The organism is Agrobacterium burrii, from assembly GCF_017313405.1.
Classification (GTDB): domain Bacteria; phylum Pseudomonadota; class Alphaproteobacteria; order Rhizobiales; family Rhizobiaceae; genus Agrobacterium; species Agrobacterium burrii.
Window position 1 is genome coordinate 198,795 of record NZ_JAFLNA010000009.1, and the last position, 25,981, is coordinate 224,775.

At 59.5% G+C, this 25,981-nt stretch carries 28 protein-coding genes; 12 read left to right on the forward strand and 16 right to left on the reverse strand.

The genetic code is table 11. The features are described from left to right. Positions 1 to 58 precede the first annotated feature (58 nt). The 4 genes from JZX89_RS17700 to JZX89_RS17715 all read right to left on the reverse strand — a co-directional run bounded on the left by JZX89_RS17700 (position 59) and on the right by JZX89_RS17715 (position 4,105). Entirely contained in the window at positions 59 to 829 is a 771-nt protein-coding gene (locus JZX89_RS17700; protein WP_207134883.1) for an HAD-IIB family hydrolase, read from the reverse strand. Then, positions 826 to 2,172, reverse strand: coding sequence for a glycosyltransferase family 4 protein (locus JZX89_RS17705; protein WP_188355961.1), 1,347 nt, complete (start codon positions 2,170 to 2,172; stop codon positions 826 to 828). The genes JZX89_RS17700 and JZX89_RS17705 overlap by 4 nt, the downstream gene beginning before the upstream one ends. Positions 2,173 to 2,275: 103 nt before the next feature. Next, positions 2,276 to 3,049, reverse strand: coding sequence for a FadR/GntR family transcriptional regulator (locus JZX89_RS17710; RefSeq protein WP_207134884.1), 774 nt, complete (start codon positions 3,047 to 3,049; stop codon positions 2,276 to 2,278). Positions 3,050 to 3,205: 156 nt separating this feature from the next. Further along, the gene (locus JZX89_RS17715) at positions 3,206 to 4,105 is read right to left on the reverse strand and encodes a LysR family transcriptional regulator (RefSeq protein WP_207134885.1); all 900 of its coding nucleotides are present in this window, start codon (positions 4,103 to 4,105) and stop codon (positions 3,206 to 3,208) included. 97 nt (positions 4,106 to 4,202) lie between these two features. Here JZX89_RS17715 and JZX89_RS17720 point away from each other — a divergent pair, with 97 nt between their 5' ends. From JZX89_RS17720 to glcF, 3 genes are all read left to right on the forward strand, one after another. Further along, positions 4,203 to 5,651, forward strand: coding sequence for an FAD-linked oxidase C-terminal domain-containing protein (locus JZX89_RS17720; RefSeq protein WP_210348514.1), 1,449 nt, complete (start codon positions 4,203 to 4,205; stop codon positions 5,649 to 5,651). Between the two features lie 217 nt (positions 5,652 to 5,868). Further along, positions 5,869 to 7,071, forward strand: coding sequence for a glycolate oxidase subunit GlcE (glcE, locus tag JZX89_RS17725; protein WP_207134886.1), 1,203 nt, complete (start codon positions 5,869 to 5,871; stop codon positions 7,069 to 7,071). A gap of 15 nt (positions 7,072 to 7,086) precedes the next feature. Then, positions 7,087 to 8,388, forward strand: a complete 1,302-nt coding sequence (gene glcF / locus JZX89_RS17730; RefSeq protein ID WP_207134887.1) for a glycolate oxidase subunit GlcF — start codon at positions 7,087 to 7,089, stop codon at positions 8,386 to 8,388. Here the strand turns inward: glcF and JZX89_RS17735 are convergent. Beyond that, the gene (locus JZX89_RS17735) at positions 8,385 to 9,044 is read right to left on the reverse strand and encodes an outer membrane beta-barrel protein (RefSeq protein ID WP_174373034.1); all 660 of its coding nucleotides are present in this window, start codon (positions 9,042 to 9,044) and stop codon (positions 8,385 to 8,387) included. The two genes, glcF and JZX89_RS17735, sit on opposite strands and share 4 nt — an antisense overlap. A 263-nt stretch (positions 9,045 to 9,307) precedes the next feature. Next, positions 9,308 to 10,084, reverse strand: coding sequence for a L,D-transpeptidase (locus tag JZX89_RS17740; protein WP_207134888.1), 777 nt, complete (start codon positions 10,082 to 10,084; stop codon positions 9,308 to 9,310). Positions 10,085 to 10,322: 238 nt separating this feature from the next. Between JZX89_RS17740 and JZX89_RS17745 the strand changes: the two genes are divergently transcribed. Then, positions 10,323 to 10,952: a DNA-3-methyladenine glycosylase I gene (locus JZX89_RS17745; protein ID WP_207134889.1), complete on the forward strand. Its 630-nt coding sequence runs from the start codon at positions 10,323 to 10,325 to the stop codon at positions 10,950 to 10,952. Beyond that, a complete protein-coding gene (locus JZX89_RS17750; RefSeq protein WP_149898649.1) occupies positions 10,949 to 11,392 on the forward strand; it encodes a hypothetical protein in 444 nt (147 codons plus the stop codon). The genes JZX89_RS17745 and JZX89_RS17750 overlap by 4 nt, the downstream gene beginning before the upstream one ends. Before the next feature lie 7 nt (positions 11,393 to 11,399). Here JZX89_RS17750 and JZX89_RS17755 read toward each other — a convergent pair whose 3' ends face one another. After that, the gene (locus JZX89_RS17755; protein ID WP_149898650.1) at positions 11,400 to 12,443 is read right to left on the reverse strand and encodes a YeiH family protein; all 1,044 of its coding nucleotides are present in this window, start codon (positions 12,441 to 12,443) and stop codon (positions 11,400 to 11,402) included. A gap of 81 nt (positions 12,444 to 12,524) precedes the next feature. Between JZX89_RS17755 and JZX89_RS17760 the strand changes: the two genes are divergently transcribed. After that, on the forward strand, positions 12,525 to 13,442 hold the full coding sequence (locus tag JZX89_RS17760) for a LysR substrate-binding domain-containing protein (protein WP_149898651.1): 918 nt from the start codon (positions 12,525 to 12,527) through the stop codon (positions 13,440 to 13,442). A 163-nt stretch (positions 13,443 to 13,605) separates the two neighbouring features. Here JZX89_RS17760 and copM read toward each other — a convergent pair whose 3' ends face one another. The 5 genes from copM to relB all read right to left on the reverse strand — a co-directional run bounded on the left by copM (position 13,606) and on the right by relB (position 15,736). After that, the gene (gene copM, locus JZX89_RS17765) at positions 13,606 to 13,980 is read right to left on the reverse strand and encodes a CopM family metallochaperone (protein WP_207134890.1); all 375 of its coding nucleotides are present in this window, start codon (positions 13,978 to 13,980) and stop codon (positions 13,606 to 13,608) included. A gap of 58 nt (positions 13,981 to 14,038) precedes the next feature. Beyond that, complete coding sequence (locus JZX89_RS17770) at positions 14,039 to 14,377, reverse strand: hypothetical protein (RefSeq protein WP_246746759.1); 339 nt, start codon at positions 14,375 to 14,377, stop codon at positions 14,039 to 14,041. A gap of 107 nt (positions 14,378 to 14,484) precedes the next feature. Further along, positions 14,485 to 15,249 carry a hypothetical protein gene (locus JZX89_RS17775; RefSeq protein WP_207134891.1) on the reverse strand — a complete coding sequence of 255 codons (765 nt, stop codon included), beginning with the start codon at positions 15,247 to 15,249 and terminating at the stop codon, positions 14,485 to 14,487. Positions 15,250 to 15,255: 6 nt separating this feature from the next. Beyond that, entirely contained in the window at positions 15,256 to 15,525 is a 270-nt protein-coding gene (locus JZX89_RS17780) for a type II toxin-antitoxin system RelE family toxin (protein WP_149898654.1), read from the reverse strand. Next, positions 15,509 to 15,736 carry a type II toxin-antitoxin system RelB family antitoxin gene (gene relB, locus JZX89_RS17785; protein WP_063947698.1) on the reverse strand — a complete coding sequence of 76 codons (228 nt, stop codon included), beginning with the start codon at positions 15,734 to 15,736 and terminating at the stop codon, positions 15,509 to 15,511. Before relB ends, JZX89_RS17780 begins: the two co-directional genes overlap by 17 nt. Before the next feature lie 156 nt (positions 15,737 to 15,892). Here relB and hisS point away from each other — a divergent pair, with 156 nt between their 5' ends. The 4 genes from hisS (at position 15,893) to hisG (ending at position 19,893) form a co-directional block, all read left to right on the forward strand. Next, positions 15,893 to 17,413: a histidine--tRNA ligase gene (hisS, locus tag JZX89_RS17790; protein WP_207134892.1), complete on the forward strand. Its 1,521-nt coding sequence runs from the start codon at positions 15,893 to 15,895 to the stop codon at positions 17,411 to 17,413. A gap of 278 nt (positions 17,414 to 17,691) precedes the next feature. Beyond that, a complete protein-coding gene (locus JZX89_RS17795; protein ID WP_207134893.1) occupies positions 17,692 to 18,060 on the forward strand; it encodes a VOC family protein in 369 nt (122 codons plus the stop codon). Positions 18,061 to 18,076: 16 nt separating this feature from the next. Further along, positions 18,077 to 19,204, forward strand: coding sequence for an ATP phosphoribosyltransferase regulatory subunit (locus tag JZX89_RS17800; RefSeq protein WP_153513239.1), 1,128 nt, complete (start codon positions 18,077 to 18,079; stop codon positions 19,202 to 19,204). Beyond that, on the forward strand, positions 19,201 to 19,893 hold the full coding sequence (gene hisG / locus JZX89_RS17805) for an ATP phosphoribosyltransferase (protein WP_207134894.1): 693 nt from the start codon (positions 19,201 to 19,203) through the stop codon (positions 19,891 to 19,893). Before JZX89_RS17800 ends, hisG begins: the two co-directional genes overlap by 4 nt. Positions 19,894 to 19,958: 65 nt before the next feature. On the opposite strand, the gene JZX89_RS17810 is transcribed toward hisG, so the two are convergent. From JZX89_RS17810 to groES, 4 genes are all read right to left on the reverse strand, one after another. Further along, the gene (locus tag JZX89_RS17810; protein ID WP_149898658.1) at positions 19,959 to 20,405 is read right to left on the reverse strand and encodes a DoxX family protein; all 447 of its coding nucleotides are present in this window, start codon (positions 20,403 to 20,405) and stop codon (positions 19,959 to 19,961) included. 150 nt (positions 20,406 to 20,555) lie between these two features. Beyond that, entirely contained in the window at positions 20,556 to 20,990 is a 435-nt protein-coding gene (locus JZX89_RS17815; protein WP_149898659.1) for a hypothetical protein, read from the reverse strand. A gap of 633 nt (positions 20,991 to 21,623) precedes the next feature. Beyond that, complete coding sequence (groL, locus tag JZX89_RS17820) at positions 21,624 to 23,258, reverse strand: chaperonin GroEL (RefSeq protein ID WP_153513240.1); 1,635 nt, start codon at positions 23,256 to 23,258, stop codon at positions 21,624 to 21,626. A 73-nt stretch (positions 23,259 to 23,331) separates the two neighbouring features. After that, positions 23,332 to 23,628 (reverse strand): co-chaperone GroES, encoded by a 297-nt coding sequence (gene groES, locus JZX89_RS17825; protein WP_003522946.1) that lies wholly within the window; start codon positions 23,626 to 23,628, stop codon positions 23,332 to 23,334. A gap of 373 nt (positions 23,629 to 24,001) precedes the next feature. Between groES and JZX89_RS17830 the strand changes: the two genes are divergently transcribed. Then, entirely contained in the window at positions 24,002 to 24,850 is an 849-nt protein-coding gene (locus JZX89_RS17830; protein WP_207134895.1) for a TIGR01459 family HAD-type hydrolase, read from the forward strand. Between the two features lie 43 nt (positions 24,851 to 24,893). Beyond that, a complete protein-coding gene (locus JZX89_RS17835; RefSeq protein WP_207134896.1) occupies positions 24,894 to 25,874 on the forward strand; it encodes a bifunctional riboflavin kinase/FAD synthetase in 981 nt (326 codons plus the stop codon). The last annotated feature ends 107 nt before the right edge of the window (positions 25,875 to 25,981 follow it).

A 25,981-nucleotide genomic window follows, 5' to 3' on the forward strand; every position in this document is an offset into this window, starting at 1 on the left:
CAGCCGATTGCGGAATTCCGTATCTGTCTGCTTTCAGGTCATTCGGAACGCAAACCGCTCAACGGTTACGGCCGGAATTGCGCTGGCCCGCATCCAGTCCCCAATGCTGGAGACCTTCCATCACACCATCCGCTTCAGTCGCGCCCGAGAGGTAAAACCGGCTATTGCCGTTTGCCAGGGAAACAAGTTCCGGCAACGCATTGCCAACGATCACGCCGCGAACGTCATTTAACTCGAACATCGCCCGATCATTTCCAGTATCGCCTGCGACGACCGATTCGTCGAGACCGATATGCAGTTGTCCACATAACCATGCCAGTGCCGCACCCTTGTCGGCGGCCTTTGGCAAGATGTCCAGGTCGCGACCGCTGGAATAGACGATGCGGGCATCGATATCGGCCGTCAGCAGCGCGTTTTCAATATCGGCAAGCGCCTTTTCATCGGCATCATGCAGGAACCAGCTGGATTTGAGGCCGTGCTGATATTGCTCTTCCTGCATCGTCACATCGGATATGCGGCCCATGACATCGGCAACCCTCTTCGCGTCGAAGCCGGTGCCGAGGGAGTGCCTGTAGGCGCTTTCCAGCTCGCTGCGCTCCTTCGCATGCAGCATGGTTCCGACGCCGCCGATTATATAATCGGGCCGCGGCAGCGGCACCTCTTCCAACAGCGCAAGCTGGTCATCGACCAGCCTGCCGCTGTTAAAGACCAGAACCGGACGATGCTCGTCCGGTAATGATTGCCAGAAATCGCGGAACCGGCGCGTGGCATCGTTGTTGCCAACGACGGTGCCATCGAGATCGGTGGAAAAAAGGCGAAGCGGTCTCAATCGCCGTCATTCCACGGTTCGGCCCAGTCCGCCTCTTCGAGAACCGGCATCATGGTCCTGCCTTCAACAAGCGCCAGCAATTGCTGGGCAATTCCCGTCCAGGTGAACAGGCTACGCGCCTTATGTGCGCCCATGCGGGAAAGCCGGCCGTAAAGTCGCTCATGCTTGAACGGTTTCATCATGGTAATGCCGAGGTCTTCCTTGTCGAAAGGATCGGCAAACAATGCATGGCGGCCATAACTGACAGCCCGGAATAGCCCGCCATGGATGGTAACGACGGTCGGCGTGCCGCTGGCCATCGCTTCGATCGCCGTCATGCCGAAAGGTTCGTAACGGCTGGAAAGCACGAAGAGATCGGCAGCGCGGTATATATCCGGCAGGTCCTCATCTGCGACGTAACCGGAAAATGCCACCTTGTCTTCCAGTCCAAGCGCTTTTACGCGGTCCTTCAGCTGGTTGAGGATGGTGGTTTCTTGCTCGTCCATATTCTCGCCGCCGACGGCCAGATGCAGGCGGGCCTCCGGCTCGCGCTCGGCAAGGACGGAAAAGCCGTCGATCAAAAGATCGTAACCCTTGTTGGTGGCCAGCCGCCCCAGCGCCAGCACCACCTTGCCCTCGAAACCGAAACGCTGGCGGATCATCTGCCGCGTCGCATCCGAAACCGGGAAGAAGCGGTTGTCGTCATAACCCGGCGGGATCATGTGGATGTGTTTGCGCTTTTGCCCGTAATCTTCAATCAGCACGTCAAGCTGCACCGGCGTCGTGGCGATCACCATGTCGCAGCTGCGATAGATGATCAGCTCGTGCTGGATGCGCTCCCTGAAATTGAATTCCAGTTCGAACGTATCGGCCTTTTCCGGATAGTCGGTCTCCATCTGGCGTTTTTTCCAGATGCCGAGCGAATGCGGCGTATGCAGATGCGGAATTTTTAGCGCTTCGGACAGCCGCTGCCCGGCCACGCCCGCATCCCAGTAATGGCTGTTGATGAAGGAGTAATTGAGGTCATTTTTCTTGATGAAGCGCAGCGCATTTTCGCACCATTCCATCAGGTGGCGATGCAGATATTCCTTGGGAATGAAATCGCGCCCGCCACAGGGAATGCGCACCACGCGGACGCGCTCGTCAACCTCGTCGAATTCCGGCTGGTCTTCGAAGCGGCGGGTATAAAGATCGACAGTGTAACCGAGCTGGCCGAGTTTGCGTGCAAGCTCAAGCACATAAACCACCTGTCCCCCGGTGTCTGCGGCGCCCAGTGGCGGGTGCGCGGCGACATAGCCATGCGTCGATATGAGAGCTATCCGCGGATAGCGTTCAGTTTCGCTCGTGGTTGTCATGGGTCCCATCTTGGTAAATTTTTCCAATTAACCCGAGAAAAAGACCGAACAGGACAAAAGGTTCCATAAAAACCTGAATAAAATAGGTGCCGTATTTCGCCGGATAGCGTTTTCAGACGCTGCGCTGCTGCTGCCTCAAACGGGAAATCCGGTCCCATTCACGCGCCTGATGCGCCCTGGATGTCGTGTCCACGATGAAGTCGATATGGGCCTCCGCCGCTGCTCTTGCCGCTGCCGGACTACCCGCCGCAATGGCGTCATGGATGGCGATATGCTGTCTCAGCACCTCGTCATGCGCGCCCGCGACGGTGAAAATGAGATGGCGATTATAAAAGATATCATCGCTCAAAAGCCGGTAACATGACCGCAACGTATGCATCAGCACGATGTTATGCGCCGCCTCGCCAATGGCATTGTGAAATTCCACGTCGCCGGAAAGCTCGTCGTCGAAACGGCCCACCTCATGGGCCTCACGCATCCTGCCTATAATGGCGGCAAGGTTGCGCCTGTCCGGCTCCGTCGCCCGCTGCGCCGCAAGTTCGGCGGTCATGCCTTCGATATAGCGGCGATATTCGAGAAAATCCCGCGTCGCCCGGTTGTGGCGGGTGATCAGCGCGCTCAGGGGGTCGGAAAACACGGGGCCGACAATATCGGCGACATAGGTGCCGCCTCCATGTCTGCTCACGAGAAGGCCACGGGTTTCAAGCTCCTTGAGCGCTTCCCGAAGGATCGGCCGCGAGACGTCCAGCCGCTGCGCCAGTTCACGCTCGCCGGGCAGCCGGTCGCCATCCCGCAATATGCCGTCGAGGATCAGTTCCTCGAAACGCAAGATCACCTCCTGCGATGTGCGGCTGTGCTCAATGCGCGCAAAAAGCGTTTCGTCCATCGCAGAAGTCTCCGGCGAAATCCCGCCTTCATGTTTGATGTCGGGCAAATTATCAGCGAAGCATTGCACTGGTCAAATATTCTGTCCAGTTCCGCGCCAGCCGAACTCATCGGCATCTGCGGCAGCGCGGAACCTGTTCAAATCGGCTTCGGCGCTTCAATCCTGTTCCCAATAGGGTGCAGGCCCATAAAGCCCGGCCAGATAATCGATGAACAGCCGTACCTTCGCTGGCAGAAACTGCCGGCTTGGATAAACCGCCGAAAGCGTGACGTTGCGCGAACCCTCGTAACCCGGCAGAACCTGCACCAGTTTGCCGGCGCGCAATTCATGGCCGATATCCCAGGTGGAGCGCAGTGCAATGCCAAGCCCTGAAATCACCGCCTCGCGTATCACCTCACTGGAATTGGTGACCAGCATGCCTTCCGGGCGGATGCTGAGCGCGCCGCCCGGTCCTTCCAGCCGCCATACGTCGTTATTATGCGCCGGCAGGCAACGGTGCTTCTTCAGATCCTCGATTGTTACAGGCACGCCGTGCGCGGCCACATAATCCGCCGAGGCGCAGAGCACACGGCGAACCGGCGCCAGCCTGCGGGCCACGAGGCTCGACGAGTTGAGGTCGGCGATACGGATCGCCAGATCGTAACTGCCCTCAATGATATCGATGAATTGATCGCTGAGCACCAGATTGACCGAGAGGTCCGGATGACGCTCCATGAAGGTCTTCAGATGCGGTGCGATATGCATGCGCCCGAAGGAGGTGGGGGCGGAAATCTTCAGCGTGCCGTTGACGGTGTTGGCCCGTCCGGACACGAAATCTTCGGCCTCTTCAAGCCCTTCCAGCACGGCAAGTACCCGCTCGTAAAATCCCTGTCCGGCCTCGGTCAGCGAAATTTGCCGCGTGGTGCGCTGGAAAAGCCGTGCGCCAAGCTTTTCTTCCAGCCGCTTGATGCGCTTGGAAATGACGGCCGGCGAATAGCCAAGCTCCTTGGCGGCCAGCGACATGCTGCCGGAGGCGACAACGCTTGCGAAGACTTCCAGATCACCCAGATTTGTCACAGCTGCCCTCGATTATTTCCAGAATGGAAAAAATCCATAACATTTGATTGCTTTGTTTCAAAGTGGTAAAGAAAGAATACCAGTTGGCAGGACGTACATGGAGGAGGGGGCGGTGACGCAGCCGATCAAGTTTCTGGAGCCGCGTGCGAAGGTCGTCGCAAGCCGTGACCGCATCATATCCGATCTGAAAGATATCTTGCCGGAAGACTGTCTTGTGCACCAACCGCGCGAACTCGTGCCTTTCGAGACCGATGCTTTCGTTTCCTACCGCCGTCTGCCGCTCGCCGTCGCACTGCCGAAGACGACGGAGCAGGTGTCAGCGGTGCTGAAATATTGCCACCGTTATGGCATTCCGGTTGTGCCGCGCGGCGCCGGCACCTCGCTGTCCGGTGGCGCCATTCCGCAGGAAGATGCGGTGGTAATCGGCCTTTCGAAAATGGCCTCGATACTCGAACTCGATTTCTATAACCGCACCGCACGGGTGCAGGCGGGCGTCACCAATCTCTCCATTTCCGATGCGGCCGGCGCGGAAGGCTTTTTTTATGCGCCGGATCCAAGCTCGCAGCTTGCCTGCACCATCGGCGGCAATATCGGCATGAATTCCGGCGGCGCGCATTGCCTGAAATACGGCGTCACCACCAACAATCTGCTTGGCGTGAAAATGGTGCTGGTGGATGGAACGGTGCTGGAACTGGGCGGTAAGCACCTCGACGCTGACGGTTACGATCTGCTCGCCCTCGTCTGCGGCTCGGAAGGCCAGCTTGGTATCGTAACGGAAGCCACGGTGCGGCTGATCGCCAAGCCGGAAGGCGCGCGACCGGTGCTGTTCGGTTTCGAAACGTCCGAGGAGGCCGGCTCCTGCGTCGCCGATATCATCGGCGCGGGCATCATTCCTGTTGCCATCGAATTCATGGACAAGCCGGCCATCGAGATTTGCGAAGCCTTCGCTCATGCGGGATATCCGCTGGATGTCGGCGCGCTTTTGATTGTCGAAGTTGAAGGCTCGGAAGCGGAAATGGACGCCATGCTGGCCGATATCGTCACCATCGCCAGAAAACACGGCGTGAAGACCGTAAAGGAATGCCAGTCGGCCATGGAGGCGGCGGCGATCTGGAAAGGCCGCAAATCCGCCTTCGGCGCGACGGGCCGTATTGCGGATTATATCTGCATGGATGGCACGGTGCCGCTCTCCCAGCTTTCCTATGTGCTGAAAAAGACCAGCGAGATTACCGACCGGCTCGGTCTTCGCGTTGCCAATGTTTTCCATGCGGGCGATGGCAACATGCACCCGCTCATCCTGTTCAACGCCAACGATCCGGATGATGCGGCCCGCGCCGAGGAGGCGGGCAATGAGATATTGAAGCTCTGCGTCGATGCCGGCGGCTGTTTGACCGGTGAGCATGGTGTGGGTATCGAAAAACGGGATTTGATGCGCCACCAGTATGGCGAGGCCGATCTGGCCCAGCAGATGGCGGTGCGGGCAGCTTTTGACGAGGGGTGGTTGATGAACCCGTCGAAGGTGTTTCCGCTGGAGGGGAGGGAGTGATGGGCTTTAGCTTTGTAGCCTTGGAGGGGGTTGCTTACCCCCCTCTGCCCTGCCGGGCATCTCCCCCACAAGGAGGGAGATCGAATCGCGGCAAGGTCTCGCCTTTCTTATTGGTCGATATAGAGCGACGCAGGCGCACCTTGCCGATCTCCCCACCTGTGGGGGAGATGCCCGGCAGGGCAGAGGGGGGTATCTCTTGCTCAAAGGCCTCCACCCCATGCTGACCCCATACGCAGAAACACAGGCCGCCGATATCATCCGCGACCACGCAACCCGAAAAACCTCACTAAAAATCATCGGCGGCAACACCCGCTCCGGTTTTGGCAACGCAGTCGCGGCAAATGATGCGCTCTCTTCCCGCGCCATGAACGGCATCGTCTCCTACATCCCCGCCGAAATGGTCATGACCGTAAAGGCCGGCACCCCGCTCGCCAGCGTCGAAGCCGCCCTTGCTGAAAACCGCCAGATGATGGCTTTCGAGCCGATGGATCACCGCCCGGTCATGGGCACCGCAGGCGAACCGACCATCGGCGGCGTCTTTGCCGCCAATGTTTCCGGGCCGCGCCGTTATGTGGCAGGTGCGGCACGCGACAGCCTGCTCGGCATCCGTTTCGTCAATGGCAGCGGAGAGATCATCAAGGCAGGCGGCCGGGTGATGAAAAATGTCACCGGGCTCGACCTTTCGAAATTCCTCGCTGGCTCCTTCGGCACGCTCGGTTTCCTCACCGAAGTCACCTTCCGCGTGCTGCCGAAACCGCAGGCTGAAAAAACCGTGGTCGTGTCCGGTCTGGATGACGATGTGGCGACGCGCATCATGGCGGCGGCGATGGCGATGAGTGTCGAGGTTTCCGGTGCGGCGCATCTGCCGGAAAATGTCCGTTCCCGTTTCATCAACGGCACTCTGCCGGACGGTCCGGCAACGATCCTGCGGCTGGAAGGGCTTGCCGCATCTGTGGAAGCGCGCTCTGCCAAACTCCTCTCCGTCATGGATAGGGTCGGGCCGTGGGTGCTGCTGGAGGATGAAGAGAGCAGTCTGTTATGGCGGCAGGTGCGTGATGTCGCACCCTATGCCGGGCAAAATGCCAAACCGCTCTGGAAAGTCTCGGTCGCGCCGGCCGAAGGCCATAGGCTGGTCGGCGCCCTGCGCATGGAAGCGGGCATCGATGCCTTTTACGACTGGCAGGGCGGCCTTGTCTGGATGCAGATGGAGGCCGATCCCGAGGCGGATTTGCTGCGCGGCGCCATCCGGGCGCTCGGCGGCGGCCATGCAACGCTGGTGAGGGCGAGCGATGCGGCGCGCGCCACCGTTACCGCCTTCGAACCGCGTCCGGCGGCGGAAACCATCCTGTCGGCACGGATCAGGGAAAAGCTCGATCCGGCAGGTATATTCAATCCCGGCAAGATGGCCGGAACGATATAAAGGGCGGTCTGAACCATGCAAACATCCTTCACGCCGCAGCAGCTGGCCGATCCGCATGTGGCGGAATCCGAAAAAATCCTGCGCAAATGTGTGCATTGCGGCTTCTGCACCGCCACCTGTCCCACCTATGTCACGCTTGGCAACGAACTGGACAGCCCGCGCGGCCGCATCTACCTCATCAAGGACATGCTGGAAAACAGCCGTCCGGCCGACCGCGAAGTCGTCACCCATATCGACCGGTGCCTGTCGTGCCTTGCCTGCACCACCACCTGTCCCTCCGGCGTGGATTACATGCATCTGGTCGATCATGCCCGCGCCCATATCGAACAGACCTATAAGCGGCCTTTGATGGATAGGCTGTTCCGCAATCTTCTGGTTGCCGTCCTGCCACATCCCACGCGTTTCCGGCTCGCCTTGCGCCTGGCCCGACTGGCGCGGCCCTTCGCAGGTCTGCTTGCCAAGGTTCCGGCGCTGAAACCGCTGCAATCCATGCTCGCTCTTGCGCCCGCTGCCGTACCTCCGGCCTCCGCTTCCGCCCGTCCGGGTGAGCGGCCAGCCGAAGGCGAAAAACGCGGCCGTGTCGCCATTCTCACCGGTTGCGCCCAGCCCGTGCTCGACCCCGGCATCAACGAGGCGACGCTGCGCCTGCTTGCGCGGCTCGGCATCGAGGTCGTGGTGCCGAAGGGGGAGGGCTGTTGCGGTTCTCTGGTGCATCACATGGGCCGGGAGGAAGAAGCGCTCGCGTCTGCCCGCCGCAATGTCGATGTCTGGACACGGGAGATGGAGAATGGTGGCCTCGACGCCATCATCATCACCGCTTCCGGTTGCGGCACCACCATCAAGGATTATGGCCATATGCTGCGGCTCGATCCGGCCTATGCGGACAAAGCCGCGCGGGTCTCGGCGTTTGCAAAGGACATCACCGAATATCTCGCCAGCCTCGATCTGCCGCAAATGCAAAGCCAGGGACTGACGGTCGCCTATCATTCGGCCTGTTCCATGCAGCATGGCCAGAAGATCACGCTTGCGCCGAAGCAATTGCTGAAAGCGGCGGGTTTTACCGTACGCGATCCGGCGGAGGGCCACCTCTGTTGCGGATCGGCCGGAACCTATAACATCCTGCAGCCGGAGATTTCCGACAAACTGAAAGCCCGCAAGGTGAAGAACATCGAAGCCACGCGTGCCGATGTTATCGCCACCGGCAATATCGGCTGCATCACGCAGATCGGAACCGGCACTGATATGCCGATCCTGCACACGGTTGAGCTGCTGGACTGGGCCTATGGCGGGCCGAAGCCTGCCCGGCTTTCCGCTTAGAACTTATACGCAACGCCGAAGTTCACCGCATTGGTCATGATATCGGTTTTCAGCTTGCCGCCATTGTCCATATCGACATCGATAAAGGAATAGGTGCCCTTATATTCCACGAAGGTCGACCAGTTGTCGGTGATGCGGTAGCTGAGGCCGGCTTGCGCCTGCAGGGTGGCGCCGCCCAGCTGGTACTCGAAGGTTTTGCCCGACGGGCGGGTGACTTCCACATGCGGCACGTTGATGCCGACGCCGGCGCCGACATAGGGGGTCAGGCGCCATGTCTCCAGCGGAAAGCGATAGAGCGCGTTCAGCGTCAAAAGGTTCAGGCCGTCGGTAAACTCGAAATGCGACCAGCCGGAGCGGGCAAGGGTCTGATCGTCGGCATAGACCTTGTCGTGGGTGTAATCGAGCGAGATACCGAAATTGTTGAGCTGGCCTTCCTCGAACCAGTAGGTGCCGCGCACGCCCCAATAGGCCGGGCTGGAAAACGACTTGCCTTCCCATCCGGCCCGGAAGTCCGGTCCGTCGGAAACCGTCACGTCGCTGTGCGGGGCGCTTTGCCAGCCGCCATAACCGGAAATTTCAAATTCACCTGCGATGGCGGCAGAGAAGGAAACGCCGCTGAAGAGCAGGGCGCAGACAAATGAAGTATAGCGCGGCATGAAGAGAATCCAGATTGATATCAGAAATGCACCAAACCGCTTTTTGATAACATTTGAATGACAGAAACGAAAAACGGGCGGTCAGTTGACCACCCGTTTCAAGGCCGTTCCATCATCCCCCTGAGAGAGGTCCGGCGCCTGGCGTCCCCCGCCAAGTCTCGCAAAATCAATCTAGTAGCGATTGTATCGCTCCGGGACAGCAATTCAAGCGTGATGCGCCGCCATGCCGGCTGCGAGCCGGCGTATTAGCGGCACCGTTGCCGTCATATCACAATGACGGTGGTTCCGACGTTCACGCGCTCGAAAAGATCGGTGACATCCTCATTGCGCATGCGGATGCAGCCGGACGAATTGTTGCTGCCGATCGTCCATGGCTGGTTGGTGCCGTGGATGCGGTAAAGCGTGGAGCCGAGATACATGGCGCGTGCGCCCATCGGGTTGGCCGGGCCGCCTTCCATGAAGGCCGGCAGGTAGTGTCCCTTCGCCGCTTCGCGGGTAATCATTTCCTTCGGCGGCGTCCAGCTTGGCCATTCGGCCTTGCGGGTCACCTTGTGGGTCCCGGCCCATTCGAAGCCGGGTTTGCCGACGCCGACGCCATAACGCCGCGCCTTGCCATCCGCCATGACGAGATAAAGGAAGCGGTTCGGCGTATCGATGACGATGGTGCCGGGTTTTTGAGTGGTCGGGTAGGTCACGATCTGCGGCAGGAATTGCGGTGCGATCTGCGTGCGCACTGGTGCGTTGGGACGCACGGCGGCATTCTGCACCCGCGCCGGACGTTGCGATGTGACGCCGGAGCTGGGGCGCTGCGGCATGGCGACCTGGCGCTGCTGGAAGAACGGCTGGCGTGCGGCAGGGGCGCGCGGATAAACCACCGGGCGCACATTGCCGCGGCCACCCAGCTGCATGACCCATGGTGCGGAAAGGTCCGGGCTGACGACGACCGGCGGGCGCTCGCGATAACGCTCATTGGCCAGGGCGGCCGGCACTGCGAGGGTGGAAACGAGGCTCAGCGCCAGAAAAACGGACTTCATCGTCATCGGGTGGACTCTCTCTGCGGGATGCCGCAACAATGGAAATGGCGGGGAATATTGTCCCGCATTGCCGGACACGTTCGCACCTCGACGCCAGCGAATCGTAAATGGCCGTTCATTAAAAAGCCCTTGATTAGGGAAAGCTGGATTTAAGGTTAGCACCCGGTTTTGAAACGTGGTGAATGAGTGGTAAGTGCGCAGCTTCCAACGGTTACGGGCGGGAGCGGAAAAGGGTTGTTGCGGAATGAGTGAAGCGGGACTTGAAACCGGTGCGGATGGTCGGGTGCGGTGCTTCTGGCAGCAGGGGCTGGAGGATTACAGCCGCTATCACGATGAGGAATGGGGTTATCCCGTCACGGATGATCGCCGCCTGTTCGAGAAGGTCTGTCTGGAAGGTTTCCAGTCCGGCCTTTCCTGGCTGACGGTTCTGCGCAAGCGGGAAGCTTTCCGGCTTGCCTTCGCCAATTTCGAGTTCGAAAAAGTGGCTGAGTTCAGCGATGCGGATATTGAGCGCTGCGTTGCGGACAAGGGCATCATCCGCCATCGCGGCAAGATCGTTTCGACCATCAACAATGCCCGTCGCGCTTTGGAACTGCGCGATGAATTCGGTTCGCTCGCCCGATATTTCTGGGGTTTCGAACCCGCTGCCGCAGAAAGGCCGCAAAGGCTGGACTATGCGACGTTAAGGGCCAATCCCACCAGCGCCGCCTCCGTTCGCCTTTCCAAGGATTTGAAGAAGCGGGGCTGGACTTTCGTCGGCCCGACGACCGTCTATGCATTCATGCAGGCCATGGGTATGGTCAATGACCACATCGAAGGCTGCCATTGCCGCCAGCCGATTGAGGCCATGCGGCGGGAGTTTGTACGTCCATGAAGGTAACCTCCCTGCTTCTGGCTTTCACCATGACTGTGGCCGCCGTGCCGCATCCGTCCTTTGCGGAAAGCCGCAATGTCGACGGTATCTGGCTGGATGATGGCGAAAGGCTGAAGGAAGTCGCGCTGCCGCCGGCCGGACCGCTGACGCTGGACGGCTGGACCCGGCGCGGACGTGGTGATGTCTATCGCCTGAAAGTGAAAGCCGGGCAGACGGTGAAGATCGAGCTCGCCGCCTCCAGTGAATTCGTCCTGATGGCGGTCTTCGATTTTTCGACACCGGATGAGGATGCCATCTTCTTTAGCGATTCCGGCGGCAAGATCGCCACCTTGACACCGAAGGCGGATACCGAATGGCTGATCCGCCCGACACTCATTCTGGGGTCGCCGCGCCGTGGGCTCGGCGCGCATTACACGTTGACGGTCAGCACCGGAAAATAACGTCGCCTCAGATTGTCTGCGTCAGCATGATCAGGCCAAAGCTCAGAACACCAAGCAGCACCAGCGACAGGCTGGCGGCGAGGATGACCTTGCCGCCGGCATGGCGAAGGCTGCGGATATCGACAGAGAGGCCCAGTGCCGCCATCGACATGATGGTCAGGATATTGGAGAGCGAGGCGACCGGGGAAAGCAGAACTTCGGGGATGAGGCCGAAGGAACGGGCCATGATCATCAGCACGAAGCCGATGATGAACCACGGAACCATCTGCTGCAGCTTCAGGCGTCCCTTGCCGGACTGGCCATGGATGACGGAGAGCGTGGCGATGACAGGACCCAGCATCAGGACGCGGATAAGCTTGACGATGGTGCCGGTCTGCACGGCTACGGCTCCAAGCGGGGCGGTGGCGGCCAGCACCTGCGGTACGGCATAGACCGTCAGGCCAGCGAAGATGCCATATTGAGTGGCATCGAGGCCAAGGAGTTGCGGCAGGAACGGCATCAAAAGCACGGCGACGACGCCGAGGACCGCAGTGAAGGCAATCGAAGCGGCAACATCTTCCGGTTTCGCTCCGATGGCGGGCGCGGCGGCAGCGATGGCGGAGTTGCCGCAAATGGAATTGCCGCAGGCGATCAACGTTGCAAGCTTGGGCGGCAGCCCCAGCATCCGCCCGGCGAAATAGCTGATGATCAGCGACAGTGCGACGATCAGCGCGATGCCACCGATCAGCAGCCCGCCGGCGCCCTTGAGAATGGCAAGGCTGAGGGACGCACCGAGAAGCGCCACGGCGATCTCAAGCAGGGTCTTGGCGCTGAATTTGATGCCGGCCGAAGCAACCGCCGGCAGGGACACCAGCGACCGCAGAAGCGTGCCGATCAGAATGGCCAGCACGAGATCGCCAAGCCATGCATGGCCTGCTAGCCGCACCTGAAAGCGCTCCGCCAGAATGGCGGCGCAGCTGACCGCCGCGCAGAGCAGGATACCCGGCAGAAGCGGGGTGAGCCAGCGAAGGGAAAACTGAAAGGGATGGGAGAGGGTGCGATGCTGTGCCATGGCCAGACAATGCCGCAGCCGCCTGTTTTATTCCATCAAATAATATGGCATATATTATTCGATAAAATCGAATGAAAAGCCATGACTTTTGAACAACTCCGCATCTTTATCGCCGTTGCCGAACGGGAACATCTGACGAGGGCCGCCGAAGCCATCGGCCTGACAGCTTCTGCCGTCAGTTCCGCCATCAAGAATCTCGAGGCCTTTTATAATGTCGAGCTATTCCATCGCGTCGGCCGCAACATCGAACTGACCGAAAGCGGTCGGGTGTTTCTGGGCGAAGCAAAGGCGACCTTGGCACGCGTGCGCAATGCCGAATTGATTCTCTCAGAAATGGGCGGCCTGACGCGCGGCGAAATCACCGTCTGCGCCAGCCAGACCATTGCAAGCTACTGGCTGCCGCCGATCCTGATGCAATTCAAGAAACTCTATCCCGGCGTCACCGTCCGGCTCGACATCGGCAATACCAAGACTGTCACGCAGGCGGTGCTGGATGGTCTGGCGGAGGTCGGTTTCATCGAGGGCAGGATCGACGAGCCGGCATTGATGGTGCAGCCCGTCGTGTCGGACAAGCTGCTGGTCGTCACGGGTTCGGCCCACCCCTTTGCCGATGGCCGTTATCTAACCGCGCTCGACATGCTCTATGGCACCTCGTGGGTGCTTCGCGAACAGGGCTCCGGCACCCGCTCCGCCTTCGAGGCGGCGGTGCGGCAGATGGGGGTGGATCCCGGCGAGCTTTCCGTCATGCTGGAGCTGCCGTCCAACGAGGCGGTGGTGATGGCGGCGCGCTCCGGCGGGGCTGCGACGGCAGTTTCCGCCTCGGTGGCGTCGCTGTTTCTGCGGCAGGGTTTGCTGGTCCGTTCAGGTATCGATCTGCCCGCCCGTAACTTCGCTTTGTTGCGCCATAAGGAGCGTCACACAAGCCGGGCTGCCATGGAGTTGGAACGCCTCAGCCGGGCGGCATCGGAGGACTATAAGGCCGGTCTTGCGGGGTTGTAGGGCGTGGCAAACCTTCGCTCATAGCTCCCGTCATCTTATGGGCCAATGCCGGTGCCGATGGATTGAGCGGTTACCGCTTGTTTCTTCTCCCCGGCGGGGAGAAGGAACCTGCCGCGACGCCGAAGGAGCGCCGTAACCAGCGCTCCACCTTTAACAATAGCAATCACTTGCCCTTGGACTTCAGCCAGGCCTTCATCATGGCGATTTCGCCTTCCTGCGCCTTGATGACTTCTTCGGCCAGCTTGCGGATTTCCGGGTCCTTGCCATATTCGAGCTGGACCTTGGCCATATCGATCGCGCCCTGATGATGCGGGATCATGCCGCGCACGAAATCGACATCGGCGTCACCGCTGTAGTCGATGGCCATATCGCCATGCATCTTCTTGCTGGCTTCCATGAAGGCCTTGGTGGAAGCAGTTTCGCTTGCGGCACCCTTGGACATGGTGTGCCCGGCATGGCCGCCCGCTTCCTGGGCGAAAACGGGCATGGCGAATACTGCCGCGAAAGCGGCGACGAGCGTGATGGTCTTGATAGACATGGATTATCCTTCCTGTGTCTGTCGGATTTTTCGATGGATTGACTGGAAAAATCTGGCGTCAGGCGCGGGGAGGCGGCAGCGGCGGGGCGAAAGCCTTGCCATTAAAGAGAATGCCACGCTGCGGCTTGGGGTAGGCGAAGATCATCCGGCCAGCGTCGGCAAAGATCATTTGCGGAACCACAATCAGGCAGGCGGCGCAGGACCCGGGATGCGCAGCGTCATCGCCATGTGGACAGCAATCGCCCATGCCCGATTTATGGGTTTTGGCTGTATCCTGCCCATAGGTCTCGGCACCGATGTCCCGATTTCCGGTATGGTTTGAATGGCCATTTTCATGGTTCATCGCGGGTTGCGACGAAACGGCCATATCCGCGCTCACCGGCATGCTCATCGCCATCTGCGCCGGCATTGCACCGTAAAGCAGACAGGCAAGGAACATCAAAGTGCGGATCATCAGGCGCATGACGCGAATTTACCGCGAAAATTGTGGAATAAGCATGACGTTCAGGTGAGTTCACGCGCGATGACGTGATGCACGATACGATAATCCCTGCTTTCCTCTCCAAGGGGGGCAAGCGGCCATTCCCATGCGGCTGGGGGTGCCGGAATATTGACACCATGCAGCAGGTCTTCATGCTGGTGCAGACTGCCATTCTTGCCGATGATGTCGAAGGATGTGTCGGTTACCAGACAGACCTTGCAGGGAAGGCCGGCCAGCGCATCGAGATGCGTCTGAATGAGTTTCGGCAGCAGATCGTCCGGCGCATTCGCGATTTTCTCGCGCTCCAACCGATGGCGCGCGCCGGTGCCGATCTGTGACAGGAGGTTGGCCGATACCACGAAATCGAGATAGGGCACCCGCCGCAGGAAATCGAGCGGTTCCGGGTCTTTGCCGGCGATAATCTCGTCGAAGCCGGAAAGATCTCGATTGGCGATGCGCACGTTCTTTTTGGAGTTGAGGCGCAGCTTTGCCTGCACGCTGGCAAGATGCACCAGATCAACCAGAACGACGGTATCGAACATCGCCACCAGTGCATCATGAGGCACATCGCGTAGCAGGCCCGATCCCAGCACCACCGCCGTGCGCCGCTGTTTCAGCTTTCTGGCGGATTGCAGCACGAATTGCCGGCTGTTGTCCTCATGTTCCGCCCATGCCTTGGCGCAGCGGTTGGCGCGTGCCCACAGGTTCACGGAATAACGGATATGCGGCCGGAATTCTTTGGGCGTCGCCGCGCGGGTGGCGGCATATTGCAGGGCTTCGAGGATCATGAATGCCTAACGGTAGATTTCACGGCGATGGCCGATTTCGACCACCAGCACGACCAGCTTGTGGTCCTGTATATCGCAGATGATGCGATAGTCGCCTACCCGGTAGCGCCAATAATTGCCGAGTTCGGAGCCTTGCAGGGCGGCACCTGTCTGACGGGGATTGTCGAGCGCCGCTACTCTTTCTTGAAGGAAAGCGCGGATACGCTGACGGGTCTGCGGATCGATTTTCCGCATCTCTTTCTGGACAAGAACATCGTATTCAATTGTCCAGATCACGCCAGAACTCCTCGGCGCTTATCACCTTTGATTCACCGCGCTGGATGCGCCGCGTCGCCTCTTCGGCAAGATAAAGATCTTCCATGTCCTCGATATGCTTCTCGATCGCCTCGCGGATATAATAGGCGGAGGTGCGGCCGGTGCGCTCGGAAAGCGCTTTCAGCCGCTCATAGGTCTCATCCGGCAGGCGAATTGCCGTCTGTTTGCTCATGGCGTGCGTCCTTTCCGACTAAAATGGGATACGTGCATCCCATATAGCACCGCTTGCCCCGCGCTGCCAGTAAAACCAGAGCCTTTGCGGCTTGCCGCACAGGGCTTCATCCTCTAATACACCGGCATAATTTCAGGAAAATATCGGATCGGCATCATGAGCGAAAAAGCAAAAAAGCCTCAGAAACTGAAAGCCCGCCTGCCGCGTGGCTTCGTGGACCGCTCGGCTGCCGATATCCATGCCACCAATGAGATGATCGACAAGATCCGCAGGGTATACGAGCTTTACGGTTTCGATCCGATCGAAACGCCGCAGTTCGAATATACCGATGCGCTCGGCAAGTTCCTGCCTGATAGCGACCGTCCGAACGAAGGCGTGTTTTCGCTGCAGGATGACGATGACCAATGGATGAGCCTGCGCTACGATCTCACCGCGCCGCTCGCCCGTCATGTCGCGGAAAACTTCAACGAAATCCAGCTGCCATTCCGCACCTATCGCGCCGGTTACGTGTTCCGCAATGAAAAGCCCGGCCCCGGCCGCTTCCGGCAGTTCATGCAGTTCGATGCCGATACGGTGGGTGCCGCCGGTGTGCAGGCAGATGCCGAAATGTGCATGATGATGGCCGATACGCTGGAAGCACTCGGCATTGCACGTGGCGACTATGTCATTCGCGTCAATAACCGTAAGGTACTGGACGGCGTCATGGAAGCCATTGGTCTCGGCGGCGAGGACAATGCCGGCCGGCGTCTCAATGTGCTGCGCGCCATCGACAAGCTCGACAAGTTCGGCCCGGAAGGGGTGAAGCTGCTGCTCGGCCCCGGCCGCAAGGACGAGTCCGGCGACTTTACCAAGGGCGCAGGTCTTGGCGACGAGCAGATCGAAAAGGTGCTGTTTTTCGTTGGTATCAAGGATTACGCGGAAAGCGCTGATGATCTGGCCAAACTCGTGGCCGGCACATCGAAAGGCGGAGAAGGCGTTGATGAGCTGAACATCATCGGCGCTCTGGTCACCAGTGCCGGTTACGATTCGACGCGCATCAAGATCGACCCCTCCGTCGTGCGCGGCCTCGAATATTACACCGGTCCCGTCTATGAAGCCGAACTGACCTTCGATGTCACCAATGAAAAGGGTGAAAAGGTCGTGTTCGGTTCGGTCGGCGGCGGCGGGCGTTATGATGGTCTCGTGTCGCGCTTCATGGGCCAGCCGGTTCCGGCCACGGGCTTCTCCATCGGCGTTTCGCGCCTGATGACCGCCCTGAAGAACCTCGGCAAGCTCGGTCAGGTCAAGCCGCTTGCGCCCGTTCTCATCACCGTCATGGATGGCGATGTGGAGAGCATGGGGCGTTACCAGCGCTTCACGCAGGCGCTGCGGGCTGAAGGTATCCGTGCCGAAATGTATCAGGGCAACTGGAAGAAATTCGGCAACCAACTGAAATATGCCGACCGTCTCGGCTCCCCCATCGCCATCATTCAGGGTGGTGACGAGCGTGCCGAAGGTGTGGTGCAGATCAAGGATCTGATCGAAGGCAAGCGCCTCTCCGGCGAGATCGAGGACAATGCCAGCTGGCGCGAGGCGCGGGTGGCGCAGGTCAGCGTGCCGGAGGCAGAAGTGGTGGCGAAGGTCCGCGAGATTCTGGCCGCGCAGGCTGAGGATGTGCTGCGGGCGCAAGGAAAGTAACGTGATGCGTGCCGCTTACCCCCCTCTGCTCTGCCGGGCATCTCCCCCACAAGGGGGGAGATCGATCTGCGGCTATGTTCCGGCCATCTCGACGCTTGAGAATAAGGCGGCGGTTGCGCTCCTTGCCGATCTCCCTCCTTGTGGGGGAGATGCCCGGCAGGGCAGAGGGGGGTATCTCGCGGCCCAGCCATCATTTTTTATTGTTCTTGATCGACGAGGCGGAATTTTCCAGAGAAGTGCCGCAATAGTTCGCCGCGCCGCCGAAGGGCGCTGAGATCATGACGATCCTTGCGCTCGATCATCTTCAACTGGCGATGCCGGCCGGTCGGGAAGACGAGGCGCGCGCTTTTTATGGCGGCCTGCTTGGCTTTGCGGAGCAGGCAAAACCTGCCAATCTGGCCGCGCGCGGCGGCTGCTGGTTCACCTGCGGCGCGATAAAACTGCACCTCGGCGTCGAGCAGGATTTCTTGCCAGCGCGCAAAGCCCATCCGGCCTTTGTGGTCGATGATCTGGCAACCTTGCGAAAAACACTTGAAACAGCAGGCTGCCATGTGGTTGAGGATGAGCCGCTGGAAGGGTATCACCGGTTTTATGTCCATGATCCCTTCGGAAACCGCATCGAAATGATGCAGCCGCTCGAACCGTGACGAAAAGTACCGTTCCATGCCCCTGATCGACATGCCGGAATTTTCCGGAGAGCTACTGGAAGAATTCGCCGCGCGCCGCACGAGCCGTGTGAACACGCCGGTCATCCAGCCTGCCGAACCGTTTCTGGATATGGCCGGCGAGGATTTGCGCCGCCGTATCTTCATGACGGAGAGCGAAACGGGAACCAGCCTCTGCCTGCGTCCCGAATTCACCATTCCCGTCTGTCTGCGCCATATCGAGACGGCGACCGGCACGCCGAAGCGTTATTCCTATCTTGGTGAAGTGTTCCGTCAGCGCCGTGAAGGTGCGAACGAATTTTATCAGGCCGGCATCGAGGATCTCGGTGATACCGATATTGCCGCCGCCGATGCCCGCGCCGTCATTGACGCGACCGGAATATTGAAGCGGCTGCTGCCCGGCCGCACGCTTGCCGTCACGCTGGGTGACCAGCAGGTGTTCGAGGCGGTGGTCGCGGCGCTCGGCCTGCCGCTTGGCTGGCAGAAGCGGCTGGTGCAGGCCTTTGGCGACATAGTGCAGCTCGAAGCACTGCTCGAAAGCCTCGTGCATCCCAAACCCATGACCGGTCTCGACGCGCGGGTTGCCGGCCTTCTGGCAACCGGTGACGAGGCGGTGCTGGTCGATTATCTCGATACGGTGATGCAGGAAACCGGCTATTCCACCAATGCCAGCCGCTCGCCGCAGGAAATCGCCCGCCGTCTGCGGGAGAAGCTGGCGCTTGCCGCCACCCGCCTGCCGGATGAGAGTTTCGAGCTGCTCAAGCAGTTCCTGGCCCTGCAGGCGCCTTTGCCGCAGGCCTCGCAAATCCTCCGCGATTTCGCCGAAAAGGCAAAACTGAAACTGGACGGTGCGCTTTCCGCTTTCGATAAGCGCGTTGCAGCGCTTGCCAATGCCGGTGTCGATCTTGAAACCGTGACCTATGGCGCGGCTTTTGGTCGCCCGCTCGATTATTATACCGGCCTCGTTTTCGAGGTGGTGGAAGCGGGCAGTGACAGCGTGCTTGCCGGTGGCGGCCGTTTCGACCGGCTGCTGACGCTGCTTGGTGCGCAGGAAAAAATCCCGGCCGTGGGCTTTTCGCTCTGGCTGGATCGCATCGAAACGGTGCGTGGGAGTGACAAGCCATGATCACCATTGCATTGCCCTCCAAGGGCCGGATGAAGGAAGAAGCCTCCGCCGTTCTGGAACGCGCCGGGCTGAAAGTCGCTTCTGTCGGCAATGACCGTTCCTATCGCGGCCGCATCGAAGGACGCGATGATATCGAGATCGCTTATCTGTCGGCCTCCGAGATCGCCCGCGAAATCGGCGTTGGCACGGTGGATTTCGGCGTAACGGGCGAAGATCTGGTGCGCGAGGGGCTGGCAAATGCCGATGCGCAGGTGGAGTTTTGCGCCCGCCTCGGTTTCGGCCATGCCGATGTCGTGGTTGCCGTGCCGGAAATCTGGCTGGATGTGGACAGCATGGCCGATCTTGGCGATGTGGCGTCTGAGTTCCGCGCCCGCCATGGCCGGAGACTGGCGATTGCCACCAAATATTGGCGGCTAACGCAGCAGTTCTTTTCGCGCCAGCACGGCATCCAGCTTTACCGCATCGTTGAAAGCCTCGGCGCGACAGAAGGTGCACCGGCGGCGGGGCAGGCGGATATCATCGTCGATATCACCTCCACCGGCTCGACGCTCAAGGCCAACCACCTGAAAATCCTCTCGGACGGTATCATTGTTCGCTCGGAAGCCTGCTTCGTTCGCGCTCGCAAGCCGGAGCACGAGGGCGATGCTGCAGTTCATGAGATCGCATCGCGCATAAAAGCGGCGCTCTGAGAATTAAAAACAAAAAAAGCCGCCGGAGCGATCCGGCGGCTTTTTTGTTGGTTTTTTAATTCGACTCAGGCGTGGGCCAAAGCCGCGCCGCGCTTGGCGTCGACGGAATAGGCGCCCGGACCGAAGGCGGCGAGCAGGATGTAAGCGCCGGCAAGGGTGATGTTCTTCATCAGCATGATGCCGTTCAGTGCATTGATCCAGCCGAGGGCCGGGTCAGGCCAGCCGGGCACGGCGACGGTGCCGCTGTGGAAGACGAGGCCGGTGAAGACGCAGAAGACGGCAAGCGCCCATGCGGCAATCTTCGTCTGGAAGCCGGCGAGAATGGCAAGGCCGGCAACGAATTCGAACAGGCCAGCAAGATAGGCAAGCGCGGTTGCGGCGGGCAGGCCGGCGCCTGCGATCATGCCGGCGGTGCCGGCCGGATCGGTCAGCTTGCCAAAGCCGGAATAGATGAAGATGAAGGAAAGCAGAATGCGGGCGATGAGAACGAGAACGTTCTGGCTGCTGGTCATGGATATCTCCGGTAGATGATCGGCGTGTCGCCGGTTAGCTGCAAGGCAATGTCTGGAGATATCAATGGCCGAAATTCATCCGTCCATAAAGATGAACAATAGGAGACAAATTGTCTTCATTTTGTGAACGAAGCTCATTCGCTTGCGTAATTAGGCGGCGAAGCGAATATCTTCGAAACGCGGAAACAGGAACAGCCCGGAAATCCGACCCTGCTGGCCGTCGTCGAAACCGGAGGATTCACCCATGCAGATGACCGGCTGCCGCATCGTCGGCAAGATGGAGACGCCGGTCGAAAAACAGAAACGCGAGGCCGCGGTGGAAGCCTGTTCGAAAAGCTCCAGCACACGGGCATGGTCACCACGATCATAACAGCGGATCAGGCTGAGCAGACCGCATTCGCCTGGCGGCAGGCCGTGCATGAAAGACGCGTGTTCACCAAGCCGGAGGACGCCGCTTGAAAGGTCGCTGTTCCATTCTTCTGAAATGAAAAAATGTGACAGGGTTCGCGGATCGGGCATGGTTGCCGCAGCCATAGGCAGAGCATCGTTGCGTCTTGATATTTCAAACAAATCGCGCCCCCGCATGAACATCGTGCCAGCGCCGCTATTTCAAGCTTCGCCGCCAGGTCGAATTTTCACCGCCATCCGCAGTCGAACGTATTTGCCAGGCATTGAAACCCCTTCAATGCTTGCGTCCAGTCGCGGCACCCTTATGGGGGGTGACTTATAGTTTATTTTCTTCCGCCTACAACAACCGCTCAGTGAGAAAATCAAAAATATTATGTATTCCTTCATCGTAATCGCGAAATATATGAAAAAAGACAACTAAATGTCGCACATATAAGCTTGATGAAGCGGAAATCCGGCCGGTCGGCAATGGTGATTCGCCTGTCTTGACGTCCGATTATTGCATAGGTCACCGAAAACAAGCCGGCTAAATTTGCCGCTGTCTCAAAAAGAGACAATATCTTGAGCCTGTGCCCGGCATCTCGCGCGAAAAGATATTCTGCCATCTGGCAAGGCAGTTTTTCCTACGAAATTTCAACAGAAAGGGCGATCCGAAGACCGGCCTTTCTGCATTCCAGAGACAGGACCGATTGGAAGTCCATGCTGCGCATCTGGTGCGCTTGCGACGCCGCACCTGCAAAAAAGTATGGGCGGTAACAAAAAAAGGGCGATCCGAAGACCGCCCTTTCCTTATTCCAGAGACAGGACTGATTAGAAGTCCATGCCGCCCATGCCGCCGCCGGGCATCTGCGGCATTGCCGATTCTTTCTTCGGAAGTTCGGCAATCATGGCTTCGGTGGTGATCAGCAGCGAAGCAACCGAAGCTGCGTTCTGCAGGGCTGTACGAACAACCTTGACCGGGTCGACGATGCCGAGCTGGATCAGGTCGCCATATTCGCCGGTCTGAGCGTTGTAGCCGTAGTTGTCTTCGTTCTTGTCGAGAATCTTGCCGACAACGATCGAAGCTTCATCACCAGCGTTTTCTGCGATCTGGCGAACCAGAGCCTGCAGAGCCTTGCGAACGATGTTCACGCCGGCTTCCTGGTCGTCGTTTTCACCCTTGACGGTGATCTTCGTGGAAGAACGCAGCAGGGCAACGCCGCCGCCCGGTACGATGCCTTCCTGGACGGCAGCGCGCGTCGCGTTGAGAGCGTCGTCGATGCGGTCCTTCTTTTCCTTCACTTCAACTTCCGTCGAACCGCCAACGCGGATAACGGCAACGCCGCCAGCGAGCTTGGCAAGACGTTCCTGCAGCTTTTCGCGGTCGTAATCCGAAGTGGTTTCTTCGATCTGCGCCTTGATCTGGGCAACGCGGCCTTCGATGTCGGACTTCTGGCCAGCGCCATCAACGATCGTGGTGTTTTCCTTGGAGATCGAAACCTTCTTCGACTTGCCGAGCATGTCGAGAGTAACGTTTTCGAGCTTGATGCCGAGGTCTTCGGAAATGACGGTACCACCGGTCAGGATGGCGATGTCTTCCAGCATGGCCTTGCGGCGGTCGCCGAAGCCAGGAGCCTTAACGGCAGCGATCTTGAGGCCGCCACGCAGCTTGTTGACGACGAGCGTAGCAAGAGCTTCGCCTTCGACGTCTTCAGCGATGATGACGAGCGGCTTGCCGGTCTGAACGACAGCTTCGAGAACCGGCAGCATGGCCTGGAGGTTCGAAAGCTTCTTTTCGTGCAGAAGGATGTATGCGTCTTCGAGATCCGCAATCATCTTTTCCGGGTTGGTCACGAAGTAGGGCGACAGGTAGCCGCGGTCGAACTGCATGCCTTCGACGACTTCGAGTTCGGTTTCTGCGGTCTTGGCTTCTTCAACGGTGATGACGCCTTCGTTGCCAACCTTTTGCATTGCTTCAGCAATGTCGAGGCCGATCTGACGCTCGCCGTTTGCAGAGATCGTGCCGACCTGTGCAACTTCTTCCGAGGTGTTGATCTTCTTGGCCTTGGCCTGAAGGTCCTTGACGACTTCTGCGACGGCGAGATCGATGCCGCGCTTCAGGTCCATCGGGTTCATGCCGGCAGCAACTGCCTTTGCACCTTCGCGAACGATGGCCTGGGCCAGAACCGTTGCGGTGGTGGTGCCGTCACCGGCGATGTCGTTGGTCTTGGAGGCGACTTCGCGAACGAGCTGTGCGCCCATGTTCTCGAACTTGTCTTCCAGTTCGATTTCCTTGGCGACGGAAACGCCGTCCTTGGTGATGCGCGGAGCGCCGAAGGACTTGTCGATAACGACGTTACGACCCTTCGGGCCGAGGGTTACCTTCACTGCATCAGCAAGAACGTCGACGCCCTTGAGCATCTTTTCGCGCGCTGTGCGGCCGAATTTTACTTCTTTGGCTGCCATGTTCAAAACTCCTGGTTTCGAATGGCCGGACCGGGTCCGGCTTGAAATTTAAGGAAGGACGGGTTCGGCTAAATCAGCCGATGATGCCCATGATGTCGGCTTCCTTCATGATCAGAAGGTCTTCGCCATTGAGCTTGACTTCGGTGCCCGACCACTTGCCGAACAGAACGCGGTCGCCAGCCTTGACGTCGAGAGCGACGACCTTGCCGGACTCATCGCGTGCGCCGGAACCGACGGCGACGATTTCGCCTTCCTGCGGCTTTTCCTTGGCGGTATCGGGAATGATGATGCCGCCCTTGGTCTTTGCTTCGGATTCAACGCGACGAACGACGACGCGATCGTGAAGCGGGCGGAAATTGGTGCTTGTCATTGCCTAATCCCTCGATCAAATGACTTCAGGAACCTTTTGGAGGTTCACGAGATGGGTGTTAGCACTCTCTTTGTTTGAGTGCCAGCGGAACCGAGATAAGGAGGCGTTCTGCCTGAGTCAAGAACGCGCCGTCGGAAAAATTTCACGACTTATGGTTATCAGCGTTCCATGACAGAAATTTCCCATGCGCTGAGCGGCGGGTGAAAACCAACCCTTTTGGCAACTCCTCATCCGTTACGGGCCTAGCGGGGTTTTATGTCCGCACGGTGGCGGGTGGATTGGCAGGCAGGCTCGGCACCGCTTTTTTCCTTGCCATCGGCGTCCTGCTTTGCGATGTCACGCACACCCTTTTCTCGCATCCGGAAAGCATATCATGGCCCATCGCATTCTCACCCTCGGCGAAATCACTGATGGGTTCGACGTTATTCTTTCGGATGTCTGGGGCGTGCTGCACAATGGCGTCAACGCCTTCCCAGATGCGGCTGTTGCGCTGCACGAAGCGCGCAAGGCCGGCAAGACGGTGGTGCTCATCACCAATTCGCCGCGTCCCGCCCCCGGCGTCATCGCCCAGCTTCGCGTGCTCGGCGTGGCGGATGAAGCCTATGACCGCATCATCACCTCGGGCGATGTCACTCGTGGTCTGATCGCGGAAGGCCCGAAAAAAGTCTTCCTGCTTGGCCCCGAGCGGGACATGCCGCTGCTGGAAGGCCTGGATGTCGAGCGCGTGGCCGAAGCGGAAGCGCAATCCGTTGTCTGCACCGGTTTCTTCGACGACGAAACGGAAACGCCGGAGGACTACACCGAAATGCTCAAGGGCTTCATCGCCCGTAAAGCCCCTATGATCTGCGCCAATCCCGATCTGGTGGTTGAGCGCGGCGAGCGCATCATCCCCTGCGCCGGTGCAATGGCCGCCTATTACGAACAGCTGGGCGGCGAGGTTCGCATTGCCGGCAAGCCGCACGCGCCGATTTACGAAGCCTGCCTTGCGGCGGCCAAGGAAGTTCGCGGCGCCTTCCCCAAAGATCGTGTGCTCGCCATCGGCGACGGCATGCCGACGGATGTGAAGGGCGCGATTGCGAGCGGCCTCAACCTTCTTTATATCAGCGGCGGCATTCACGCCGCCGAATATACGCTGAATGGCCACACGGACGAGGCGCTTCTCAACGCCTATCTCAAGGGGCAGGGCGCGGCTCCCGGCTGGTGGATGCCCCGCCTTGCCTGAGAAACGTCTGGCTTAAGCCGGCGTAAAATATGGATCGACTGCCATGACCGTCTTTCATCGCAATGAAAAAAAGGAGTCGCTGCCGGACAATCTTCGCGGTGGCGTCATCGCGATCGGCAATTTCGATGGCGTGCATCGCGGCCACCGCGCTGTTCTGGACCGGGCGCTGGAACTGGCGGAAGCGCGCGGCGTTCCCGCACTGGTTCTGACCTTCGAACCACACCCCCGTTCCGTCTTCCGCCCTGACGTGCCGGTCTTCCGCCTCACGCCCGCGCCGTTGAAGGCGCGCATTCTCGAGGCCATCGGCTTCCGCTCCGTCATCGAATATCCCTTCGATCGGGAATTCTCGCAGCGTTCGGCGGAAGAATTCGTCCAATCCATTCTGGTCGACTGGCTGGGCGCGAGTGCCGTCGTCACCGGCTTCGATTTCCATTTCGGCAAGGGCCGCGAGGGCGGCCCGGCATTTCTGATGGCGGCCGGCAAGCGCCACGACTTCGACGTGACGCTGGTGGACGCCTTTCGCGACGAGGGCGCGGATGTCGTCTCCTCCAGCCGTATCCGCTCGCTTCTGTGCGAGGGCGATGTGGCGGGGGCTGCCGGACTGCTTGGCTATCGTTTCACCGTTGAAAGCGAAGTCATAGACGGCAAGAAGCTAGGTCGCACGCTGGGTTACCCCACCGCCAACATGGCGCTGGCGCCGGAGACGGAACTGAAGGCGGGCATCTATGCCGTGCGGTTCCGCCGTCCCGATGGTTCGATCCGCGATGGCGTCGCAAGCTTCGGTTACCGCCCGACCGTGACGGAAAACGGCGCGGCACTGCTTGAAACATTCGTCTTCGATTTTTCCGGCGATCTTTATGGCGAGGTCTGTTCGGTGTCCTTCTTCGGGCATCTGCGCGACGAGCTGAAATTCGATGGCCTCGAACCGCTGGTCGCACAGATCAGGCGTGATGAGGAAGAGGCGAGGGCGATGCTGTCAGGTGTGCGGCCGCTGAGCGAACTGGACGCGAAAATCGCCTTTTGAGCTGAAAGGGTCGACCGACCCTTATTCCGGCCCCGATTGCTGTCGCTTTTCTCTTCCTTTTTACTGGAAAACCGCATAAACAATCCGCCATGTCCCAATACCGGTTG

Excerpts from the sequence above, each read along its gene's own strand:
- JZX89_RS17705 (WP_188355961.1), bottom strand. The coding sequence starts at position 2,172 with ATGGGACCCATGACAACCACGAGCGAAACTGAACGCTATCCGCGGATA.
- JZX89_RS17710 (WP_207134884.1), bottom strand. The coding sequence starts at position 3,049 with ATGGACGAAACGCTTTTTGCGCGCATTGAGCACAGCCGCACATCGCAG.
- JZX89_RS17720 (WP_210348514.1), top strand. The coding sequence starts at position 4,203 with ATGGAGGAGGGGGCGGTGACGCAGCCGATCAAGTTTCTGGAGCCGCGT.
- glcE (WP_207134886.1), top strand. The coding sequence starts at position 5,869 with ATGCTGACCCCATACGCAGAAACACAGGCCGCCGATATCATCCGCGAC.
- glcF (WP_207134887.1), top strand. The coding sequence starts at position 7,087 with ATGCAAACATCCTTCACGCCGCAGCAGCTGGCCGATCCGCATGTGGCG.
- JZX89_RS17735 (WP_174373034.1), bottom strand. The coding sequence starts at position 9,044 with ATGCCGCGCTATACTTCATTTGTCTGCGCCCTGCTCTTCAGCGGCGTT.
- JZX89_RS17740 (WP_207134888.1), bottom strand. The coding sequence starts at position 10,084 with ATGACGATGAAGTCCGTTTTTCTGGCGCTGAGCCTCGTTTCCACCCTC.
- JZX89_RS17745 (WP_207134889.1), top strand. The coding sequence starts at position 10,323 with ATGAGTGAAGCGGGACTTGAAACCGGTGCGGATGGTCGGGTGCGGTGC.
- JZX89_RS17750 (WP_149898649.1), top strand. The coding sequence starts at position 10,949 with ATGAAGGTAACCTCCCTGCTTCTGGCTTTCACCATGACTGTGGCCGCC.
- JZX89_RS17755 (WP_149898650.1), bottom strand. The coding sequence starts at position 12,443 with ATGGCACAGCATCGCACCCTCTCCCATCCCTTTCAGTTTTCCCTTCGC.
- JZX89_RS17760 (WP_149898651.1), top strand. The coding sequence starts at position 12,525 with ATGACTTTTGAACAACTCCGCATCTTTATCGCCGTTGCCGAACGGGAA.
- copM (WP_207134890.1), bottom strand. The coding sequence starts at position 13,980 with ATGTCTATCAAGACCATCACGCTCGTCGCCGCTTTCGCGGCAGTATTC.
- JZX89_RS17770 (WP_246746759.1), bottom strand. The coding sequence starts at position 14,377 with ATGGCGATGAGCATGCCGGTGAGCGCGGATATGGCCGTTTCGTCGCAA.
- JZX89_RS17775 (WP_207134891.1), bottom strand. The coding sequence starts at position 15,249 with ATGATCCTCGAAGCCCTGCAATATGCCGCCACCCGCGCGGCGACGCCC.
- relB (WP_063947698.1), bottom strand. The coding sequence starts at position 15,736 with ATGAGCAAACAGACGGCAATTCGCCTGCCGGATGAGACCTATGAGCGG.
- hisS (WP_207134892.1), top strand. The coding sequence starts at position 15,893 with ATGAGCGAAAAAGCAAAAAAGCCTCAGAAACTGAAAGCCCGCCTGCCG.
- JZX89_RS17795 (WP_207134893.1), top strand. The coding sequence starts at position 17,692 with ATGACGATCCTTGCGCTCGATCATCTTCAACTGGCGATGCCGGCCGGT.
- JZX89_RS17800 (WP_153513239.1), top strand. The coding sequence starts at position 18,077 with ATGCCCCTGATCGACATGCCGGAATTTTCCGGAGAGCTACTGGAAGAA.
- hisG (WP_207134894.1), top strand. The coding sequence starts at position 19,201 with ATGATCACCATTGCATTGCCCTCCAAGGGCCGGATGAAGGAAGAAGCC.
- JZX89_RS17810 (WP_149898658.1), bottom strand. The coding sequence starts at position 20,405 with ATGACCAGCAGCCAGAACGTTCTCGTTCTCATCGCCCGCATTCTGCTT.
- JZX89_RS17815 (WP_149898659.1), bottom strand. The coding sequence starts at position 20,990 with ATGCGGGGGCGCGATTTGTTTGAAATATCAAGACGCAACGATGCTCTG.
- groL (WP_153513240.1), bottom strand. The coding sequence starts at position 23,258 with ATGGCAGCCAAAGAAGTAAAATTCGGCCGCACAGCGCGCGAAAAGATG.
- groES (WP_003522946.1), bottom strand. The coding sequence starts at position 23,628 with ATGACAAGCACCAATTTCCGCCCGCTTCACGATCGCGTCGTCGTTCGT.
- JZX89_RS17830 (WP_207134895.1), top strand. The coding sequence starts at position 24,002 with ATGGCCCATCGCATTCTCACCCTCGGCGAAATCACTGATGGGTTCGAC.
- JZX89_RS17835 (WP_207134896.1), top strand. The coding sequence starts at position 24,894 with ATGACCGTCTTTCATCGCAATGAAAAAAAGGAGTCGCTGCCGGACAAT.